At 41.7% G+C, this 20,699-nt stretch carries 15 protein-coding genes; 9 read left to right on the forward strand and 6 right to left on the reverse strand.

The genetic code is table 11. The annotated features are described in order from the left end of the window. Positions 1-311 precede the first annotated feature (311 nt). Both ACQ2HE_RS11170 and ACQ2HE_RS11175 read right to left on the reverse strand, forming a co-directional pair. Positions 312-2,876 carry a M1 family aminopeptidase gene (locus ACQ2HE_RS11170; RefSeq protein ID WP_430899473.1) on the reverse strand — a complete coding sequence of 855 codons (2,565 nt, stop codon included), beginning with the start codon at positions 2,874-2,876 and terminating at the stop codon, positions 312-314. A gap of 337 nt (positions 2,877-3,213) precedes the next feature. Beyond that, positions 3,214-4,761, reverse strand: coding sequence for a hypothetical protein (locus ACQ2HE_RS11175; RefSeq protein WP_430899471.1), 1,548 nt, complete (start codon positions 4,759-4,761; stop codon positions 3,214-3,216). Between the two features lie 208 nt (positions 4,762-4,969). On the opposite strand from ACQ2HE_RS11175, the gene ACQ2HE_RS11180 reads away from it, so the two are divergent. From ACQ2HE_RS11180 to ilvA, 8 genes are all read left to right on the forward strand, one after another. Beyond that, a complete protein-coding gene (locus tag ACQ2HE_RS11180; RefSeq protein WP_430899468.1) occupies positions 4,970-6,142 on the forward strand; it encodes a 2-isopropylmalate synthase in 1,173 nt (390 codons plus the stop codon). A gap of 94 nt (positions 6,143-6,236) precedes the next feature. Then, positions 6,237-7,352: a 3-isopropylmalate dehydrogenase gene (gene leuB, locus ACQ2HE_RS11185; protein WP_430899466.1), complete on the forward strand. Its 1,116-nt coding sequence runs from the start codon at positions 6,237-6,239 to the stop codon at positions 7,350-7,352. Positions 7,353-7,602: 250 nt separating this feature from the next. Further along, positions 7,603-8,493 carry a branched-chain amino acid transaminase gene (locus ACQ2HE_RS11190; RefSeq protein ID WP_430899464.1) on the forward strand — a complete coding sequence of 297 codons (891 nt, stop codon included), beginning with the start codon at positions 7,603-7,605 and terminating at the stop codon, positions 8,491-8,493. A 12-nt stretch (positions 8,494-8,505) separates the two neighbouring features. Beyond that, positions 8,506-10,191, forward strand: coding sequence for a dihydroxy-acid dehydratase (gene ilvD, locus ACQ2HE_RS11195; RefSeq protein ID WP_430899462.1), 1,686 nt, complete (start codon positions 8,506-8,508; stop codon positions 10,189-10,191). Then, complete coding sequence (gene ilvB, locus ACQ2HE_RS11200; RefSeq protein WP_430899460.1) at positions 10,139-11,890, forward strand: biosynthetic-type acetolactate synthase large subunit; 1,752 nt, start codon at positions 10,139-10,141, stop codon at positions 11,888-11,890. Before ilvD ends, ilvB begins: the two co-directional genes overlap by 53 nt. Before the next feature lie 21 nt (positions 11,891-11,911). Next, complete coding sequence (gene ilvN, locus ACQ2HE_RS11205; protein WP_430899458.1) at positions 11,912-12,502, forward strand: acetolactate synthase small subunit; 591 nt, start codon at positions 11,912-11,914, stop codon at positions 12,500-12,502. An 82-nt stretch (positions 12,503-12,584) separates the two neighbouring features. Next, on the forward strand, positions 12,585-13,655 hold the full coding sequence (ilvC, locus tag ACQ2HE_RS11210; protein ID WP_430899456.1) for a ketol-acid reductoisomerase: 1,071 nt from the start codon (positions 12,585-12,587) through the stop codon (positions 13,653-13,655). A 236-nt stretch (positions 13,656-13,891) separates the two neighbouring features. Next, positions 13,892-15,133 carry a threonine ammonia-lyase gene (gene ilvA / locus ACQ2HE_RS11215; protein ID WP_430899454.1) on the forward strand — a complete coding sequence of 414 codons (1,242 nt, stop codon included), beginning with the start codon at positions 13,892-13,894 and terminating at the stop codon, positions 15,131-15,133. Between the two features lie 349 nt (positions 15,134-15,482). Here the strand turns inward: ilvA and ACQ2HE_RS11220 are convergent, their stop codons facing one another. From ACQ2HE_RS11220 to rlmN, 4 genes are read right to left on the reverse strand one after another with little or no spacing between them, the layout of a single operon-like run. Next, positions 15,483-16,199, reverse strand: a complete 717-nt coding sequence (locus ACQ2HE_RS11220; protein ID WP_430899452.1) for an RluA family pseudouridine synthase — start codon at positions 16,197-16,199, stop codon at positions 15,483-15,485. Positions 16,200-16,203: 4 nt separating this feature from the next. Beyond that, a complete protein-coding gene (locus tag ACQ2HE_RS11225; RefSeq protein ID WP_430899450.1) occupies positions 16,204-17,100 on the reverse strand; it encodes a methyltransferase domain-containing protein in 897 nt (298 codons plus the stop codon). 5 nt (positions 17,101-17,105) lie between these two features. Further along, entirely contained in the window at positions 17,106-18,224 is a 1,119-nt protein-coding gene (locus ACQ2HE_RS11230; protein WP_430899448.1) for a pseudouridine synthase, read from the reverse strand. Positions 18,225-18,274: 50 nt separating this feature from the next. After that, the gene (rlmN, locus tag ACQ2HE_RS11235; protein WP_430899446.1) at positions 18,275-19,330 is read right to left on the reverse strand and encodes a dual-specificity RNA methyltransferase RlmN; all 1,056 of its coding nucleotides are present in this window, start codon (positions 19,328-19,330) and stop codon (positions 18,275-18,277) included. Positions 19,331-19,448: 118 nt separating this feature from the next. Here rlmN and ACQ2HE_RS11240 point away from each other — a divergent pair, with 118 nt between their 5' ends. Continuing rightward, on the forward strand, positions 19,449-20,648 hold the full coding sequence (locus tag ACQ2HE_RS11240; RefSeq protein WP_430899444.1) for a thiolase family protein: 1,200 nt from the start codon (positions 19,449-19,451) through the stop codon (positions 20,646-20,648). Positions 20,649-20,699: the final 51 nt, after the last annotated feature.

The following is a 20,699-nucleotide window of genomic DNA, read 5'->3' on the forward strand; positions in this document are numbered from 1 at the left end:
CACAGGAGCGAGGAAAACAGGAGACGAGGAACGAGGAAATACAAAAAAGAAGAGGGAGGAGGGAAGAGGGAAGAGGGAAGAGGCAGACTATCCATCCTGTAAATCCTGATCGCAGTGAGGTAAATTGAAATTCGGAGGCTAATCTGTGAGAATCTGTTTTAATCTGATGAATCTGTGGTGAAAATATTGGTGATGAATAAAAGCCGCTTTGCGAGATCTCTGCGGTCTTGGCGGTCTTCGCGGTGAATACAGTTCTCAGCGAAGCCGCATAAAACTTAAAAACTCAACAACTAAAAACTTATAACTTCTAACTACTCCCTCACCTCATTCGCCCTCACAACCCAATCTGCTGTTTGCTTCACTTTCTTCATCAATAAATCCGGAACATCAGGATGCGGCTTGCTAAAATAGTCCTTTAAAAGTTTCACTGTTTCGTCATCTTGATAATTGTCAAGCAAAGCACTCAACCAAGTAGGCGCGAAGAACAAGTCATTCGTTGTTAGTATATCTGGCAAAACCTTTAGTGCCTCCGGAATATACTTTCTGCTTTCTTCTTGTCGTAAAGGATGCGTTAAGAACCGCAGGGCAGTAGCCACATCTGATTCATTTTTTCGTCCCTCGGGTTTTAAGAAACTATTGAATAAACTATCTCTGGTTGCTTGATTTTCCGATAAAGCAATCATCGCCATTGCAAAGGTTTTGCGAATATTCGGATTGGTGATACTGTCTAACTGTTGTTTCAATATTTCAGGTCCTTTATAGTTTCTCAAAGCCAACTCTTGTGCAACCCAGTTCCAATCGTCAGCACTCATAGTTACTTCTGCCGGAACGGTTCTAGTTTGCCAATAGTGATACATGCTATCAATAGCAGCAGCGCTGCTTGCCATTCTCAAGTAAGATTTGAATATCGCAGTTCTATTTATTTTACTGTGTTCTTTCATCGCTTCTAACAATGAATTTTCGAGCGATGCAGCAACAGTTGATCTGGTCTCTTTTTTCAAAAGCCTCCAGTAAATGCCTTCCATTATTCTCAACTCACGATCTAATAGTTGTTGGTCTTTTTCATCTCTGATCAACACACTTAACTGCTTGAGGAATTGCAAAGGCCCCATTCCGTTTTGATACTTAATTGCTGGAGTTTTCAACAGTGCTTGTTCGTAGGCATTGATCACCAATAACGCTCTCGTTTCAACCGGCAGTTTCTTGAACAATGGATCTTGTATACTATTTGCTGAATTCGGGAACACACCATAACCCTCGCCACTCGAATTGTATACAATGAATTCAGGAGCTGTTCTTCCTTTCAATTCACTTAGTTCCATTTGATAGTCCTTTATACGAACCGGGATCTTCGAAATACTGTCTTTGTATACCAATAGTACTTCAAAATATTGTGTCCATTTCAGTGTAGGATTGAATTCTCCTTTCTGTGTAAGAACCAATTTTGATATTTTGCCTTGATGCGTTTCCAATTGGGCATCAATGATAGGGCGGCCCGGATTACGCAACCATATCGTACTCCACTCTTTCAAATTCGCCTTGGTATACTTTTGAAATTCATTCAGTAAGTCGAATACATCTGCATTGCCACCCTGATATTTTTTGATGTAATCCTGAACCCCTTTTTGAAATGCTTCTTCCCCAATCAACAATTCCAATTGATGCATCATGATGGGGGCTTTGTTGTATGTAAGTGGACCGTATACCAATCCGGCTTGATTCAAATTCGGTAGGGTTCTGTAAATAGGCTCCGAACTGGGAAAGCGATCAACTGAGTAAGCGCCTGCAAAATTGGCCAACAGGAATTTCTTATTGAAATCGGTTACAGGCGTTAAACTAGATGCAAACTTATCGCCAATATAACTGGCAAACACTTCTTTCAACCACACTTCATTGAACCATTTCATGGTCACCCAATCGCCGAACCACATATGACTCACTTCATGTCCAATCAGCGCATTCCTAGAATAAATTCGGGTATCATTGGTTTGATCCATGAACAAAGAATTGCCATTATAGAAAACCGCCCCTGGATGTTCCATTCCTCCAATGCTAAATCGTGGGATTTCTACAAAATCGAATTTTTCATAAGGGTAGTAACTGTTCAGGTATTTCGCATCGAATGCCAATGCCTTGAAATTGATATCGACAGCAGCGGTTAAGCTGGTGTCTAATTTCTTCTTATTGTTTTCAACATAATAGAAGTTGATCGTCTTTCCTTCTCTTGTTTCGGAATATCGATTCATCTTCCCCGCCGCGAACGAAAACTGATAGGTACTCAAAGGAGCCGTTTTTTTGAACGACCAAGTAAGCCAATCTCCATTTACAGTAGAGTCGATTATGCTTCCATTGCTTACCGCTTTCCATTCTTTTGAAACCGTTAACTTCAATGTTACCGATGCTTTTAAATTGGGCTGGTCGAAACAAGGAAATACATCACGTGCTTTTGCCGGCACAAACAAACAATACACAAACTCCGTGGCTTCCCGTTTCAATGAATTCCCTGCTGCTATAAATTCAATCCCTATTTCATTGCCTTTTGTTTTGAAAGAAGGAGCGCTTACGATGATGTGTTCGTTCTTGAATTGGTAGTTGGCTTTTTGTCCGTTGAGGGTTACCGATTTTAAATTTGCGGCAACCGTATTGAAATCAATGACGATTTCTTTTACCGGCTTTTTCAAATCAAATGAAATGACTTCCGTTGCATGTATTGGTTCAGAAGTAATTGGTGGAATGGTAAAATGTAAAGTGTAGTGTGGATTTGCAATGCTCGAAACTCTTTCTGTTGCAAGTTGATAAGAGACGCCTTTTTCTTGTGCAGTTATTTTCGATGCAAATAGTAAAGTGGAAACGAGAATTATGTAAAATTTTCTCATGATGTATTTTTTGCGGAAGGATGAAGGAATTATAAGAGGTAATCTTTAAATCAAATGTTGTGTTATTGAGTTTTATGCAGCTTTGTTGATTGATAATTCACCGCGGAGATCGCAAAGCCCGCAGAGCTGTCGCAAAGGCCTCTTCTGTATAACCATAGTATGCACAGATTCAAATACAAATTATTCTTTAGATTAGAGTGTTCTTGAATCGTCAATCTATTCGAATAACAAGAGCAAATCTGTGATAATCTGCAGCTTTAATCTGGGCTATCTGTGGTCAAAAAAAGCCTAATGCCTAACACCTAAAGCCTAATGACTAAAGCCTAACACCTAACACCTATTCCCCCACTTTCTCCAAATACTTCCTCCTAATAACCCCCTGTACCGGCTCTCCATTGATCTTGCTTTCTAACCACGATATAATATCCAAATACACAAATGCCCTAGTTTCAAATTGATTCCGTTCCTGCTTCTTCAATTTCTCCAATAATTTTTGGAATTCGGGTTGCAGTGATCTTGGCGACAAACTGAACGATCTCCTCAAGAATTTAAAGATCTCTTCTTCCACTATACTCAAACTGTCCATCTTCGCCATGAAACGATAGACCGATTTAAACAAGAATTCCAATAATTCAAAATTCCCCAATTCATAATGCGCGATCAAATGCAGAAGTCTTGAATAACACTGCAAATCAGTCCGCAGGTCCATCTTCCAGTTGATGATCTTGTTCAAATAGTCAATGGTAGTTCCGTAGTCTCCACTTCCAAAGTATAGAGAAGCAAATTTATAATAGAACACCAAAATACGGTGACGATCCAAATACAGTTCGTATTCTGTTAATTGCTCTTCAATTTGGGGTACTAATTGAATGCCTTCACTAAAAGTTCCTTCATTGAAATGCTTGTTAATTCTTGCCAAACTCAAGTACACAAATAGCAACATTCGATTGTTATCATTGCATTGCACTGTTTTGCTTTCTTCAAAGGCTTCAAACTGTTGTAACACCTCGTTGAACTTGGCGTAGTTCTGTAAGTCGAAATGCGCGCCCAGCAAGTTGTGCATGCCTTTGATGTAGTGACCTGTTTCAATATCAATCATATCAGGATATTGCTGAAATAGGTCCACCCATTTCTGTGTATGTCTATAATACTGCTTAAAATCTTGTTTGATAAAAGCAAGCCAACAATAGCTTTGGTACAAGTACAATTGCTCGTAAAAACCGCTTACTTGACGCGCTTTATCAGGAAAATGTTTTTCAAAAAAAGCATTCACAATGGCCACGTCTTTTTCATTGCGGGCATGACCATTCAAAATATACCAACTATACAATTCGAGTGCGAGGTTCGATAATTGAGAGATCAATGTCACCTTCTGCGATACTTCCTCCGATTCTTTGCTTAATTGCAAAGCCCGGTCTTGCATACTTCGAGTAATAAAAAGTGTTTCTATTTTCTTTTCGAAGAAGATGGCCTGTTGCAAATAGGTGAATTGAGAATGTTCTTTTGCCATTTCTTTCAACTTGTCGAGCACTTTCAAACTCTGCAAATAGAGCCCTTTGTTGTAAAGAATCCTGGCAAAGTCCATTTGTTCATGTAACTGAAGGTCAATATTCGTGTCGTTTTTGATGAGTCGGAGGCTGGTGAGCAACTGACGGTACAAATGGGCCTTCAAATTAGAAAGTTGTTGCTTACGAATGGCCGTATGTTTTGAGAGCAAGATTTCTTCATCGTACTCCTCCATTTTGTCCAGAGCATCAAAGAGTTGTACCATTTTCAGGTCTTCCCCTCCCGAATGGCGCTTGATATAGAGCTTGAAATTGCGCTTTTCGGCCTTTTCGAGGGATTTTATCAGTAAAAATAGCGGGTCTGTTGATCTATTGGGCATCGTAATCAAATATCGGTAAAATCCTTGTCAGTCGTGCATTTTAACAATTGAATCACTTGTTAAACTCTGTAAAGTAAAGGCATTTTTGATTTCGCAGCGCCGCCATTTGAAAATATCTTCGAAGAAGCAGGTTGTTTTTTGGTTTTATAGCAAGCAACAAAAAAAGCAGCCTGCTTTTTTTGTATCATTTTCAGTTCAAAATTGCTTTATGTCAGCTAACAAAATCTTCATTTTCGACACAACCCTCCGCGATGGGGAACAGGTCCCGGGTTGTAAACTCAATACCAAAGAAAAAATCGAATTGGCCCTTCAACTGGAACATCTGGGAGTTGATATCCTAGAGGCCGGTTTTCCTATTTCTAGCCCCGGCGACTTCGAAAGCGTTCGAAAAATTGCCGAAACCATCAAAAACGCTACTGTTTGCGGACTTAGCCGTGCAGTGCAGAAAGATATTGAAGCTGCCGGCGAAGCCTTGAAACCTGCCGCCCGCAAGCGTATTCATACAGGAATCGGCACTTCCGATTTCCATATTAAGTCTAAATTTAATTCAACCCGTGAAGAGATCTTAGAACGCGCCAAGCAATGCGTTACCTGGGCTCGTAACTACACCGATGACGTAGAATTCTACGCTGAAGACGCGGGAAGAACCGATAACGAATACCTCGCTCGCGTGGTAGAGGCGGTTATCGCTGCCGGTGCTACAACAGTGAACATCCCCGACACTACAGGATATTGTTTGCCTCACCAATACGGAGAGAAGATCGCATATCTGAGAAATAATGTTTCCAATATCGATAAAGCAGTATTGAGCTGCCATTGTCATAACGACTTGGGCTTGGCTACGGCTAACTCAATCGCCGGTATTATTGCAGGTGCCCGCCAAATTGAGTGTACCATAAATGGATTGGGTGAGCGTGCCGGTAATACTTCACTCGAAGAAGTAGTGATGATCATCAAACAACACAAACAACTGAATTTCTATACCAACATAAAAGCAGAAATGCTGAATCCAATGAGTCGCCTAGTAAGCGATACGATGCGCATGCCTGTTCAGCCAAACAAAGCTATTGTTGGGGCCAATGCTTTCTCGCATTCATCAGGTATTCACCAAGATGGATTCTTGAAAGATGCATCTACTTATGAAATCATCAACCCAGATGAAGTAGGAGCCGAAGGTTCCAAAATTGTCCTTACCGCACGTTCAGGAAGAAGTGCCCTCGCGCACCGCTTCCAGAAACTGGGCTATCAATTCAATAGAAATGATATTGATGTGCTCTATGAAACATTTTTAAAAGTAGCCGATTCCAAGAAAGAAGTGCAGGATGCCGATTTGACGGAGATGGCTACTCAATACAAGCCGGAAGCACTATTAGCTTCATAAAGAGAACGTTTCTCATAAGCGTAGTTTTTGTTTGGCGTGGTGATTCTTCACCACGCATTTTAACCTAAAGAGAGTCACTCAACATAAATAACACATGGAAAAACTGATTACAGTAATTGAGGGAGATGGGATTGGTCCGGAAGTGACCAAACAGGCGATTCGTGTGTTGAATGCCGTTGCCCAACAATTCAATCATCATTTCGAATACAAGTATCATTTGATGGGGGCTATTGCCATCGACCAAACCGGCACCCCTTTGCCCGATGAAACCATCGAAGCTTGCTTAAACAGCGACGCAGTTTTATTCGGCGCCATTGGTGATCCCAAATACGACAACGACCCCACTGCGAAAGTTCGACCAGAACAAGGATTGCTGAAACTTCGCAAAAGCTTGCAACTCTTCGCTAACATTCGCCCTATTTCAACCTATGCTGCCTTGCAACATTTGTGTCCGTTGAAAGCAGAAAGAATTCAAAATGTAGACTTCATCATCTTCCGTGAATTAACCGGAGGTATTTACTTTGGAAAAAAAGAAACCAGTGAGGATGGAAACTCCGCGGTTGATGAATGTACTTACAACCGTGAAGAGATTGAACGCGTTGCAAAGCTGGCCTTCCAATACGCTCAAAAACGAAAGAAGAAGCTTACACTAGTAGATAAAGCCAATGTACTCGAAACGTCTCGCCTCTGGCGTAAAGTGGTAAAAGAAATGGCACCACAGTTTCCCGATGTAACATTGGACTTTTTATTTGTAGACAATGCCGCCATGCAAATCATCATCAATCCACAACAGTTTGATGTGGTACTTACTGAGAATATGTTTGGCGATATTATCAGCGATGAAGCAAGTGTGCTGAGCGGATCTTTAGGCATGCTGCCTTCCGCTTCTGTTGGCAAAGGCGCTGTGTTATTCGAGCCTATTCACGGTTCTTATCCACAAGCAGCCGGAAAAGACATTGCCAATCCTATTGGTTCCATTCTTTCAGCAGCCCTTATGCTCGATCATTTTGGTTTGCATGAAGAAGCAGCGCTCGTGAGAGAAGGAGTAGAGTGGACGCTGAAATACGGATTTGTATCGAAAGACATTGATCCCACTAACTTTTATTTTACCTCTACCATCGGTGAATTGATCAGCGATTTTGTGTCAGGTAAAATTCCAAGTGAGATCCATAAAGACAATATCGAATTGAGAAAATCGACCATTATTTAAGTCGATTCGAAAAATTTTTGCTCTTTGTATAGTTGAAGGATGTATATTTGTCTCAACACATCCTTCAAGAATGAACAAATTGATCAATAAAAATCTCCTCAACACACTCGTAGTAGTGGTGGTGATTATTATTGTCATTCCGTTCATCAATGGAGGTGGTATCAACTAGTATTAACACAACTAAAATATAGAACCCGCCTCCAACTGAGGCGGGTTTTTTGTTTTTAACCTTACTAAAAACTACGGCAATATGGCAAACTATTACAACGAACAAACCATTCTATTCCTCGACGGGGAATATGTTGCAGCGAAAGATGCAAAGGTTGACTTATACAGTCAAAGCTTGCATTACGGCTATTCTGTTTTCGAAGGCATTCGCTCCTATAAAACTGCAGCAGGTACCACCAAAATATTCAAAGAAGTGGAGCACTTCGAGCGTTTGAAGCATTCCGCTCAAAGCTTGAACATGCCTTTCCCATGGAAAGTAGAAGCTTTGATCAAAGCAACCTACGAAGTGTTAAGTAGAAATGGCATTCATGACGCTTATATTAGACCGTTAGTATATGCACCCGCTAATATGAGCTTCGCTAAAAACGAAGTTTCTCATATCACCATTCAAGCTTGGGAAATGGCTCCGTTCTTGGGTGATAAGTTGCTTCGTATCATGACCTCTTCTTTTCAACGTCCCAATCCAAAAGGATTTAAGATCACCGCAAAAGCAAGTGGTCACTATGTGAATTCTATCATGGCCAGTCAAGAAGCCAAATCAAAAGGCTTTGACGAAGCATTGTTAACCGATATGAACGGATTTGTAGCAGAAGGTCCTGGTGCCAATTTATTCTTCGAAAAGGACGGAAAATTATTTACTCCCTCCACCGGAAATATTTTACCCGGTATCACACGTGCTACCGTTCTCGAATTGTGCAAAGAAATGGATGTGGAGGTAGAAGAAAAGCAATGCACCATGGAAGAGCTAAAGTCTGCCGATGCCGCATTTTTCTGCGGAACTGCTGCTGAAATTGTGGGCTTTGAAAGCATTGATAGTTATAAGTTCCCGAAACCATGGAACAGAACCATTAGTAAAGTTATTCAAACGAATTATAAAAATCTGGTAACAGAAAAACAAGGAGCTCTGGTTTAAGAGATTGATATTATGAGCGTGGAATTAAACAAATACAGTAAGACGATTACACAAGACCCTACGCAACCCGCTGCACAAGCGATGTTGTACGGAATTGGTTTAACTGACGAAGACCTTAAGAAAGCACAAGTTGGTGTAGCCAGTATGGGTTACGATGGAAATACGTGTAACATGCACTTGAACGACCTTGCCAAAATTGTGAAGTCGAGTGTATGGCAGAATGATTTGGTAGGATTGATCTTCAACACCATTGGCGTAAGCGATGGTATCAGCAATGGTACCGATGGGATGCGCTATTCTTTGGTGAGCCGCGATATTATTGCCGATAGTATTGAAGCAGTATGTGGCGCTCAGTATTATGATGCATTGATTGCATTGCCCGGTTGCGATAAGAACATGCCCGGATCTGTAATTGCGATGGGACGATTGAATCGCCCTGCAATAATGGTGTACGGCGGAACCATTGCTCCCGGTCACTATAAAGGACAAGACCTGAACATCGTTTCAGCGTTTGAAGCACTCGGTCAAAAAATTGCAGGTCAACTCGATGAAGGCGATTTCAAAGGAATCGTAATGAACAGTTGTCCCGGCGCCGGTGCTTGCGGCGGTATGTACACTGCCAATACAATGGCCTCAGCGATCGAAGCCTTAGGCATGAGCTTGCCCTATTCTTCCTCTAACCCTGCGCTCAGCGATGAAAAAAAGAAAGAATGTGACGAAGCCGGGAAAGCCATTCGTCTCTTGTTGGAAAAAGATATCAAACCAAAAGATATCATGACACGCAAGGCTTTCGAAAACGCGATCACTGTGATCATGACCTTGGGTGGTAGTACCAATGCGGTTTTACACCTCATTGCCATGGCGAAAAGTGTGGATGTTCCTTTAACACAGGATGATATCCAGGCTATCAGTGATCGCATTCCGGTGTTGGCCGATTTCAAACCAAGTGGTAAATACCTCATGCAAGATCTACATGAACACGGTGGTGTTCCTTCTGTAATGAAGTACTTGTTGCAAAAAGGTTTGCTGCATGGCGATTGCTTAACTGTTACCGGAAAAACATTGGCAGAGAACTTAGCAACCGTTCCGGATTTGGATTTTGAATCTCAAAAGATCATCTACCCACTCGAAAATCCAATCAAAGCTACCGGCCACTTGCAGATTCTCTATGGTAATTTGGCTTTAGGCGGCAGCGTTGCAAAAATCAGTGGTAAAGAAGGAGAGAAGTTTACAGGACCTGCGCGCGTATTTGACGGTGAAAAAGAATTGATAGCAGGTATTGAAAATAAAAGAGTACAACCCGGCGACGTAGTGGTGATTCGTTACGTTGGACCGAAAGGCGCTCCGGGAATGCCCGAAATGTTGAAACCAACATCAGCCATCATTGGAGCAGGATTGGGCAAATCAGTTGCATTAATTACGGATGGTCGATTTAGTGGTGGAACCCATGGATTCGTCGTCGGTCACATCACTCCCGAAGCACACGAAGGTGGTTTAATTGGAATTGTAGAAGACAACGATATTATTGAACTCGATGCAACGAAAAATACCATCAACTTGAAAGTTGCGCCGGAAGTGATAGAACAGCGCAAGCAACAATGGAAACAACCCAATTTAAAAGTAACAAAAGGAATCCTTTATAAATATGCTAAGCACGTTAAATCAGCCGCAGAAGGCTGCGTTACAGACGAAGACTGAGGAACTCAGCGGCTCTGAAATCGTTCTTCGCGCGTTGATCGCCGAAGGCGTTGAAACCATCTTTGGTTATCCGGGTGGTGCCATCATGCCCATTTATGATGCACTGTACGATTATAATGATCAATTGAAGCACATCCTCGTTCGTCACGAACAAGGTGCTATTCATGCTGCACAAGGCTTTGCGCGCATCAGCGGCAAATGCGGTGTGGTATTCGCAACCAGCGGACCCGGCGCTACCAATTTGGTGACCGGTTTGGCCGATGCTCAAATTGACAGTACACCGGTAGTATGTATCACCGGACAAGTATTCGCTCACTTGTTGGGTACCGATGCCTTCCAAGAAACCGATGTGATCAATATCACAACACCTATTACTAAATGGAACTATCAAGTAACCGATGCCAGCGAAATTGCAGAGGTATTGGCGAAAGCATTCTATATCGCAAAAAGCGGTCGTCCCGGACCGGTAGTAATTGATATCACCAAAAATGCACAAATTCAAAAAGTGCCTTTTAGTGGATACCAACCTTGCAACCACATCCGTAGCTATCGCCCCAAACCAATTGTTCGTAAAGAATACATTCAGGAAGCTGCGAAGTTGATCAACGAAGCTGAACGTCCTTTTGTAATTTTTGGACAAGGGGTTATTCTTGGACAAGCAGAAAATGAATTCTTGAAATTTATTGAGAAAGGGGGATTGCCCGCTGCTTGGACCATCATGGGAATGAGTGCCATTCCAACCGATCACCCGCTAGGAGTAGGTATGTTGGGCATGCATGGTAACTATGGTCCGAATTTACTCACCAATGAATGCGATGTATTGATTGCTGTTGGTATGCGTTTCGACGACCGTGTAACCGGCCGCCTCGATAAATATGCAAAACAAGCGAAAGTAATTCACCTCGATATTGATCCGGCAGAAATTGATAAAAACGTTAAAGCAACCGTTCCTGTATGGGGCGATTGTAAAGAAACGCTGCCCCTTCTTACAGAATTGATCGAGCAAAAAACCTATTCTACATGGTTGCAGAAATTCGAAGACTGTAAGCTAAAAGAACAACAGAAAGTAGTGGTACCTGAATTGAATCCAACATCGGACATTATGACGATGGGAGAAGTGATCAGAGTATTGAATGAACTCACAGAAGGGAATGCAGCTATTGTAACGGACGTAGGTCAGCACCAAATGGTAGCTTGTAGATACGCCAACATGAACCAATCGAAGAGCAATATTACTTCGGGCGGTTTGGGTACCATGGGCTTTGCTTTACCGGCAGCTATCGGTGCAAAATTTGGTGCACCAGACAGAACCGTAGTAGCTGTAATTGGTGATGGCGGATTTCAAATGACTTTGCAAGAATTGGGAACCATCATGCAATTCAAGCCTGCAGTGAAAATTTTGATTTTAAACAACTGCTTTTTAGGTATGGTGCGTCAATGGCAGCAATTGTTCCATGAACGTCGTTATTCATTTGTAGACATTACCAGCCCCGACTTTGTTCAAGTAGCGAAAGGCTATTATATCGAAGGTGCTCGTATTTCAAAGCGTGAAGAGCTGAAAGATGCGGTGAAGAAGATGCTCGACCACGACGGTAGTTATTTATTGGAAGTGATGGTAGGAAAAGAAAACAACGTATTCCCAATGGTGCCTCAAGGTAGAGGTGTAGCGGAAATCGTTTTAGGAGCAGATGAAGTTTAATCACCTTTCAAACAACAAACAATGAGCAAACAGGAATATACCATAACCGTTTATACCGAGAACCAAATTGGCTTGCTCGCACGCATTGCCATCATGTTCTCAAGAAGAAAAATCAACATCGAAAGTTTAAACACTTCATCGAGTGAAGTAGAAAGCGTTCACCGTTTTACAATTGTGATTCACGAAACAGAAGAAGTAGTTCGCAAACTCTGCCGTCAAATTGAAAAACAAGTAGAAGTTTTGAAAGCCTACTATAATACCGACGATGAAATTGTATGGCAAGAAGTGGCTTTGTACAAAGTGCCTACCGATGAAATTGCAGAGAAGGTAAAAGTAGAACGCTTACTTCGTGAGAATGGAGCAAGAGCGGTGTTGATTCGTAAGGATTATACCATTTTTGAAACCAGTGGCCATCGCGACGAAACAGACAAACTGATCACAGTATTGGAGCCCTATGGTTTGATAGAATTTGTAAGAAGCGCTCGCGTAGCCATTATTAAAAACAGCGAAGGATTCCATAAGAAATTGAGAGATTTCGAATTAAGAGAACCTGGAGAAGAGGTGGTCGAGAACGAATATCTCGGTGATCAAGAGCATGTATTTTCTATGTAAACAACAATATACTTAACCAAAGCAATCACAGAGCTGAGTATTCAGCATCAACGATTCAGCAAACACTTTAAACAATTCAGCAATGGCAAAATTAAATTTCGGCGGGGTGGAAGAAAATGTAGTAACCCGCGACGAGTTCCCTTTAGCAAAAGCACAAGAAGTATTAAAGAACGAAACTGTAGCAGTAATCGGTTATGGTGTTCAAGGACCTGGTCAGGCTTTGAACCAACGCGATAATGGTATCAACGTAATCGTTGGTCAACGTAAGAATTCTAAAACTTGGGATAAAGCAATCGCAGATGGTTTTGTTCCCGGTGAAACTTTATTCGAAATCGAAGAAGCCTTGGAAAGAGGTACCATCATTTGTTATTTATTAAGTGATGCGGCTCAAATCGCTTTGTGGCCTACCGTTAAAAAGCATTTGACAACCGGTAAAGCACTTTATTTCTCACATGGTTTCGGTATCACTTTCAACGAACAAACAGGGATCGTTCCTCCTGCAGATGTAGACGTATTCCTCGTTGCTCCGAAAGGGTCAGGTACTTCTCTTCGTCGTATGTTCTTGCAAGGACGTGGATTGAATAGCTCTTACGCTATTTTCCAAGATGCTACCGGTAAAGCAAAAGAGCGCGTTATTGCCCTCGGTATTGCAGTAGGTAGTGGTTATTTGTTTGAAACAGATTTCCGTAAAGAAGTATACAGCGATTTAACCGGTGAACGCGGTACCTTGATGGGTGCTATTCAAGGGATCTTCGCTGCTCAATACCAAGTATTGCGCGATAAAGGACATACTCCTTCTGAAGCATTCAACGAAACAGTGGAAGAATTGACACAATCATTGATGCCATTGGTAGCTGAAAACGGTATGGACTGGATGTATGCCAACTGTTCTACAACCGCTCAACGTGGTGCCTTGGATTGGTGGAAAAAATTCCGTGATGCAACAGCTCCTGTATTCCGTGAGTTGTATGAAAGCGTAGCTACCGGTAAGGAAAGTCAACGTTCTATTGACTCTAACTCTCAACCTGATTACCGTGAGAAATTAGAGCAAGAATTGAAAGAATTACGTGAAAGCGAGATGTGGCAAGCGGGTAAAACAGTACGTTCTTTGCGTCCTGAAAACCAGCCTGCGAAGTCTGAAGCTATTGTATAATGGATCTTCTCTAAGGGGCTCCTGGGGTACCCTACCTCAGGAGCCCCTTTTTTTAATTAATAATTGATAATTAATAATTAATAATGGGGGAACCCACCAACTTTCATATTTGTTGCTCTTAACGATGAATTTTGCAGTAGTAAGTGCAAAGAATGTTGTTCAACCTATTTACTAGAATTATCAATATCAGACTATTTCAACGCGTGTATTTCAATTCTTAATTATTAATTACTCCCATGGCATCTTCTCACTTCGACTTCCTCGCTGCCGCTGCGCGTTTAGCGCCCATCGTATACAAAACACCACTTCAACTCAACTTGAATCTATCTAAGAAGTACAACTGTAATGTGTACTTAAAAAGAGAAGACTTGCAGGTTGTTCGTAGTTATAAATTGCGTGGTGCTTATAATATGATGAGTACTATGGATGCGGCTGTGCTGTCGAAAGGTGTAGTATGTGCTTCGGCAGGAAACCATGCCCAAGGCTTTGCGTATAGTTGCAAGCGATTGCAAGTGAAGGGTGTCATCTTCATGCCCGTGATAACACCAAATCAGAAAATTACTCAAACCAAGATGCATGGCGAGGGTTGGGTTGAAGTGATTTTAAAGGGTGACACGTTTGATGATTGCGCTCATGCAGCCAAAGAATATACTGAGGCGCACGATCTAACCTTTATTCCCCCATTCGATGATCTAAAGATCATTGAAGGGCAAGGAACAGTAGGAGTGGAGATATTGGAAGAATTGCCTTCTTTTGATTTTCTATTTGTACCGGTTGGTGGAGGCGGATTATCGGCAGGCGTTGGAACCTATTTGAAATCACAGGATCCATCAATTTTCATTGTAGGTGTTGAACCGGAAGGAGCACCTAGTATGAAAACGGCGCTTGAAAAAGGAGAACCAACTACGCTAGAGTCTATCGATCGTTTTGTTGATGGTGCGGCTGTAAAACGCGTAGGAACCTTGAATTTTCCCTTGTGTAAAGAAGTTCTCGACGATATGCTTTTGATTCCAGAGGGAAAAGTATGCACTACTATATTGAAGCTTTACAGTGAAGATGCCATTGTAGCAGAACCGGCAGGTGCGCTGAGTATTGCGGCACTCGATTACTATTCCGATCGTATCATTGGAAAGAATGTAGTGTGTGTAGTAAGCGGTAGCAACAACGATATCGATAGAATGCAAGAGATCAAAGAACGCAGCTTGCAATATGAAGGGCTGAAGCATTATTTCCTCATTCGATTTGCGCAACGCCCCGGCGCTTTGAAAGAATTTGTTAACCATGTACTAGGCCCCGGTGATGATATCATTCGATTCGAATACATGCAAAAGCATAGTAAAGAAACCGGGCCTGCATTGGTAGGTATAGAGCTTAAAAACCCGGATGACTATCAGGTTCTTCTCTCAAATATGAAGAAATTTCAAGTAAACTATACGGAGATCAATAAGGACGCTGATTTGTTCAGTTATTTGATTTAACGGAATGCTCGCACCGTATTTTGGCTCCTTTCTTTTCACATAAATAATGTAGGAGAAAATTAGATAGGTATTACTGAAATCAGTAGAACCTGTTCTTGCATTTGATTACTCAAGTAATCGATTACACCGATCACTTCCATTCTATAAATATTGAAGATGAAATGCGGCACTATGGTGTAAGTGCAAAGCAAGCTAATCGGGCGTTTAAAGTCGATCGTTTAGGTACTCTTTCTTAAAATGTTGTTAGTGAATTATCAAATTTGGAAGTTGTATTGTACCTCAGTTTGAATTGCTTTTGCTGACATTTGATTTCAACTACAGCAATTCTAGTTTCCGAGTTTTAGGCTCGTTATTTTGAATATAGTTTCCGAAACTGATTCAAAAATGCACTGAACTCTTTTGGGAGTGGCGCAATGATTTCAATGGTTTCGCCCGACAATAGTGGTAGTTTTAATTCTGAGGCATGCAGTGCCAGTCTACCCATAATGGGGCGCTCATTTTCGAGATCCTTCGAGAGTTTAAATTTTTTCTTGTAAGTAGAGAGTAGGATAGGAGCACCATCGCCATACAAAGGATCTACCAGAATGGGATGTCCTTCATTGGCCATATGAACGCGTATCTGATGCGTTCTTCCCGTATGTAATTGAAATTTTACCAACGTGAATTTCTTGAGACGTTCTACCACTTCATAGTCTGTAAGCGAGGCCTTACCACGCTGGTGCACCATCATCTGTCCTTTCTTGGCCGGATGTTCCATAATAGGACCATCCATGGTTTTTTGATCCTCTGCCGGTTCGCCCATCACAATACCAATATAGTATTTCTCCACTGTTCTGTTCTCAAAAGCTTCCGATAGAAATTTATGTGCTGCTTCGTTTTTAGCGAACACAATTGCTCCACTAGTGTCTTTATCTAAACGGTGAACCGTAAAAATTTGACCAAAAGCTTCTTGGAGCATTACTTTAAGAGAAATTTCTTTCCCTTCTCTATCGGGTATGCTTAACAAACCACTCGGTTTGTTTAAAACAATCATGTCGTCATTCTCAAACAAAACTACCGGCTTCATGTCCTTATTTTTTTACCCGAGTGATAAAACTCAAATTAGATCCCACTTTCAAAGTACGGTTCATGAATCTGGAGAACCATGACTTAGTGGAACTCGGATCTTTTCTACTATAAGTGAAGTATTCTAAAATTTCCAACCCATTTTTCTCAATCACATATTTCATAGCAGGAATCACCGGTTCAAACAAATGATCGGGTGTTCTGCTAGGATCATTCCAATCGCTTGCAAATTGCTTTTTCAATCCTAACTTGTACCATAAGTGCTGTGCTACAAAACTGAGGGAACGCTTATTGGGTACATTAACTACTAATATGCCGTCCTCTTCTAAATGTGTAGCTGCTTTTTGCAACCAACCATTGGGGTCGGGGATGTGTTCAATAACGTGACTCATGTGTATCAACGAGAATTTCCTCGGATATTCAAAATGCTCAAACTGTTGAACGATCACATTTACCCCTAATTGCTCTTTTACAAAAGCAGCCATTTTTTCACTCACATCCAATCCAACTGCTTCTTTATAATAAGGTTTTGCGGCATACAGAAAAGTTCCCATACCGGAGCCGATATCCAACACCGCCGTTCTCTTTTGATCGTACTTCATTAAATGGTCCATTTCTTCCTGGAACATTTTTACTCCCGATTCTTTTACTGCCGCAAAGTCGTTGATGGTAAGTGAATCGGAATACTGATAATAATCTGCGTATGCTGCATCAATAAAATGTTGATTGTAAACCGGACGAGGCGATTGATAGATCAATTTGCAGTTTCCGCAAGTAACATAGCTGTATTGCATTTCGCTACCGAATTTTTCATACAAGGTGCGATCTGCTGATCCGCAAAAGGGGCAATCAACCGTTTCCCATGCTTGAGGAATATAGGCTGGTTTCAATGACTGACTCATGGTATTTATTGCTTGGGCTTTTTCTTATAAGAAGCATTCAGGAATTTCAATAAGCGCACTTCTTTTTCCGATAAGAATCTCCACTTTCCGCGCTCTACGTTCTTTTTGGTGAGGTTCGCATACATCACTCTGTCCAATCCTTTTACATCGTATCCTAAATGCTCAAATATGCGACGCACAATTCGATTCTTACCACTGTGAATTTCTACACCAATAATGTGTTTGTTTTTAGCGTCGGGATAGGCGAGTACATCGGGTTGAATAAACCCATCTTCTAATGTAACACCCGATAGAATGGCATCAAAGTCTTTTTTCGTCAACTGCTTATCCAAGGTTACTTCGTAAATCTTTCTTACTTCATAACTTGGATGTGAGAGTTTTTGCGCCAACTCTCCGTCATTGGTGAGCAACAGCACTCCTGTTGTATTTCTATCCAATCGTCCAATTGGATATACGCGCTCGGAAGTAGCTGATTTTATTAAGTCCAATACTGTTTTTCTTCCCTGTGGATCTTCGGTAGTAGTGATGTAATCCTTTGGTTTATTGAGTAAGATGTAAACCAGATTTCTTCTTGCAGTGATCTTTTTGCCTTGAACTTTTACCTCATCTTTTTGTCCGATCTTAAATCCCGGTTCAGTGATCACTTTTCCATTCACCGTAACTTTTCCGGTCTTTACAACATCAGCCGCATCTCTTCTTGAACAAATTCCCGCGTGTGCAATGAATTTATTCAAAGGCATCATACCCACCATGGTCGATTCCTTCAAATTCTCTACTTCTTCTTTCTTACCCGCTTTTTCAATTCGAAGCGCAGGCTTCACCGGCCCCCTCGTTCCTCTTTCTTCTCTCTTCGTTCCTCGCTCATCGCTCCTCTTTCCTCCTCTTTCCTCGTTCCTCGTTCCGCGCTCCTCACTCCTGTTTCCTCCTCTCTCCTCGTTCCTCCTTCCTCGTTCCTCGTTCCTATTTATCCCTCCTTGCGCTCTCAATTCTCTCGCAGCTGCTTTCTTCTGCTCAAAATATTCTTTGGTCTCCTGACGGAGTTTTTTCTTTTCCTGACGAATGCGTTCTTTCTTTTTCGCACCGTTTTCTTTCTTTTCAATAAATTTTTTGAAACCTTCTGCCATTGTAGTGAATTTGCTGTTTTACAACAGTAATGAATAAAATATAGATTGTATTATAGAGCGCCTTCTTTATTGGCCAATTGACCACAGGCTGCATCGATGTCTTTTCCTCTGCTTCTTCTCAAACGAACATTCACGCGATTCTTCTCCAAAAAGTTCATGAACTGCTGAACCGTTTTTTCATCGGGTTTCTGGAAATCAGCGTTGTCGATTGGGTTGTATTCAATGATGTTGATCAAGTCGGCAGGAACTTGGCGGTAAATCTTCATCAACTCTTCCGCATCTTTGATGCTGTCATTGAAGTTTTTAAACAGGATGTATTCAAACGTGATTTCGTTTCCTGTTTGTTTGTAGAAATAGTTCAACGCATCGATCAACGTTTTAATATTGTTGGTATCATTGATCGGCATGATCTCATTTCTTTTGGCATCGTTGGCCGCATGTAAACTTAGTGCCAATTTGAATTTCACTTGATCATCACCCAGTTGACGAATTTGCTTCGCTACTCCGGCTGTTGATACAGTGATTCTTCTCGGGCTCATTCCTAATCCATCGGGCGATGTAATGCGCTCAATGGCCCTCATCACGTTTTTATAATTCAGCAAGGGTTCACCCATGCCCATAAATACAATATTGCTCAGTTTCTTCTCGTAAACGCGTTCACTTTGCTGGTTGATCAACACTACTTCATCGTAGATCTCATCAAAATTCAAATTGCGCTTACGGTCCATATAGCCGGTTGCGCAAAACTTGCAACTTAAACTGCAACCAATTTGAGAAGAAACACAGGCTGTTTTGCGATCGTCGGTAGGAATCAATACTCCTTCAACTGCATGACCATCATATGTTTTGAAACGCGATTTAACGGTGCCATCGGCACTGTATTGAGTGGCATCCACCGTTAATGCGGGTAAACTGAATTGTTCTCCTAATTTTTGGCGAAGGTCTTTGCTTAAGTTGGTCATATCGGCAAAACTCAACGCATGTTTCTGCCATAGCCATTCGTATACCTGTTGGGCGCGGAATTTCTTCTCACCCATGGTATCGAATAAATGAATCAATTCATCCTTGGATAACTCCCTGATATTCTTTCCTTTAGCTATAGACATCGTGCAAAGATACGAAATCCCCGTCGTCCCCCTAATTTTGCTCCTTTTCCATTGATTATGAATTCGTTTTGAATTCGGTAGACTTTATAGATATTTGACCCGGAAAAATCCCTTGCATATGAAAGAAGTATTTGTGATAGACGCTGTTAGAACTCCTATTGGTAAATACGGTGGTGCTTTGAGTACCATTCGCCCCGACGATTTGCTGGCTACTTGTATCAAATCATTGTTGTTCAGAAACCCCGGAGTAGACCCCGCTGCTATTGAAGATGTAATTGCCGGTGCTACCAATCAAGCTGGTGAAGACAACCGTGACATAGCTCGAATGGCAGTTCTTTTGGCAGGGTTGCCTGTTACCGTTCCCGGTAACACCGTGAATCGTTTGTGTGCATCGGGTTTGCAGGCCATTATGGATGCTGCTCGTGCTATTCAATGTGGTGATGGCGATTTGATGATTGCCTGTGGCGTAGAGAGTATGACAAGAGCTCCATTCGTAATGGCGAAATCATCTTCTCCTTGGAACCGCACACCGGAAGTATTCGATACAACCATTGGTTGGAGGTTCACAAATAAAAGATTGGCTGAGATGTACTATCCTTATAGTATGGGTGAAACAGCTGAGAATGTTGCCAAACAATGGAATATAAGCCGACATGCGCAAGATGAATTTGCATTGGAAAGTCAGAATAAATACTTCGCAGCTTATGAGAAGCAAAAATTCTTGGATGAAATTGTGAAGATCGAAGTATTGGGTGGGAAAGATGAAAAAATATTCTTTGAGGCCGACGAGCAACCCCGTAAAACATCAATGGATAAGTTGGCAACACTGCGTCCGGCTTTTGTAAAGGATGGAACTGTGACTGCTGGAAATTCTTCTTCTATTAATGACGGTGCGGCAGCCATGCTTTTGGCATCTGCTGAGGCGGTTGAAAAATACAACCTACGCCCCATCTCGAAAATAAAATCAATGGCGGTTGCAGGCGTAGATCCTTCTATTATGGGAATTGGACCGGTACCTGCCACTCGTAAAGCCTTGCAAAGAGCTTCACTAAGCGTTGATGATCTCGACTTGATTGAATTGAACGAAGCCTTTGCTTCTCAATCGATCGCTTGTATTCACGACCTAGGGCTCGACTTAGAAAAGATCAATGTAAACGGTGGATCGATCGCTATTGGGCATCCTCTCGGATGCAGTGGTGTTCGAATTGCAACCACTTTATTGCATGAGTTCCAACGCCGAGATCTTCGTTACGGACTCACTACCATGTGTGTTGGAGTAGGACAGGGAGCGGCGATTGTGTGGGAAAAAACAAAATAATTAATAATTGAGAATTAATAATTAATAATGGGGTTCACCGCAGAGCCCGCG

Source organism: Endoryza foliicola, from assembly GCF_050589245.1.
Classification (GTDB): domain Bacteria; phylum Bacteroidota; class Bacteroidia; order Chitinophagales; family Chitinophagaceae; genus Endoryza; species Endoryza foliicola.

Bases quoted from the DNA above. Each gene is read 5' to 3' on its own strand.
- ACQ2HE_RS11170 (WP_430899473.1), bottom strand. From the start codon at position 2,876: ATGAGAAAATTTTACATAATTCTCGTTTCCACTTTACTATTTGCATCG.
- ACQ2HE_RS11175 (WP_430899471.1), bottom strand. From the start codon at position 4,761: ATGCCCAATAGATCAACAGACCCGCTATTTTTACTGATAAAATCCCTC.
- ACQ2HE_RS11180 (WP_430899468.1), top strand. From the start codon at position 4,970: ATGTCAGCTAACAAAATCTTCATTTTCGACACAACCCTCCGCGATGGG.
- leuB (WP_430899466.1), top strand. From the start codon at position 6,237: ATGGAAAAACTGATTACAGTAATTGAGGGAGATGGGATTGGTCCGGAA.
- ACQ2HE_RS11190 (WP_430899464.1), top strand. From the start codon at position 7,603: ATGGCAAACTATTACAACGAACAAACCATTCTATTCCTCGACGGGGAA.
- ilvD (WP_430899462.1), top strand. From the start codon at position 8,506: ATGAGCGTGGAATTAAACAAATACAGTAAGACGATTACACAAGACCCT.
- ilvB (WP_430899460.1), top strand. From the start codon at position 10,139: ATGCTAAGCACGTTAAATCAGCCGCAGAAGGCTGCGTTACAGACGAAG.
- ilvN (WP_430899458.1), top strand. From the start codon at position 11,912: ATGAGCAAACAGGAATATACCATAACCGTTTATACCGAGAACCAAATT.
- ilvC (WP_430899456.1), top strand. From the start codon at position 12,585: ATGGCAAAATTAAATTTCGGCGGGGTGGAAGAAAATGTAGTAACCCGC.
- ilvA (WP_430899454.1), top strand. From the start codon at position 13,892: ATGGCATCTTCTCACTTCGACTTCCTCGCTGCCGCTGCGCGTTTAGCG.
- ACQ2HE_RS11220 (WP_430899452.1), bottom strand. From the start codon at position 16,199: ATGAAGCCGGTAGTTTTGTTTGAGAATGACGACATGATTGTTTTAAAC.
- ACQ2HE_RS11225 (WP_430899450.1), bottom strand. From the start codon at position 17,100: ATGAGTCAGTCATTGAAACCAGCCTATATTCCTCAAGCATGGGAAACG.
- ACQ2HE_RS11230 (WP_430899448.1), bottom strand. From the start codon at position 18,224: ATGGCAGAAGGTTTCAAAAAATTTATTGAAAAGAAAGAAAACGGTGCG.
- rlmN (WP_430899446.1), bottom strand. From the start codon at position 19,330: ATGTCTATAGCTAAAGGAAAGAATATCAGGGAGTTATCCAAGGATGAA.
- ACQ2HE_RS11240 (WP_430899444.1), top strand. From the start codon at position 19,449: ATGAAAGAAGTATTTGTGATAGACGCTGTTAGAACTCCTATTGGTAAA.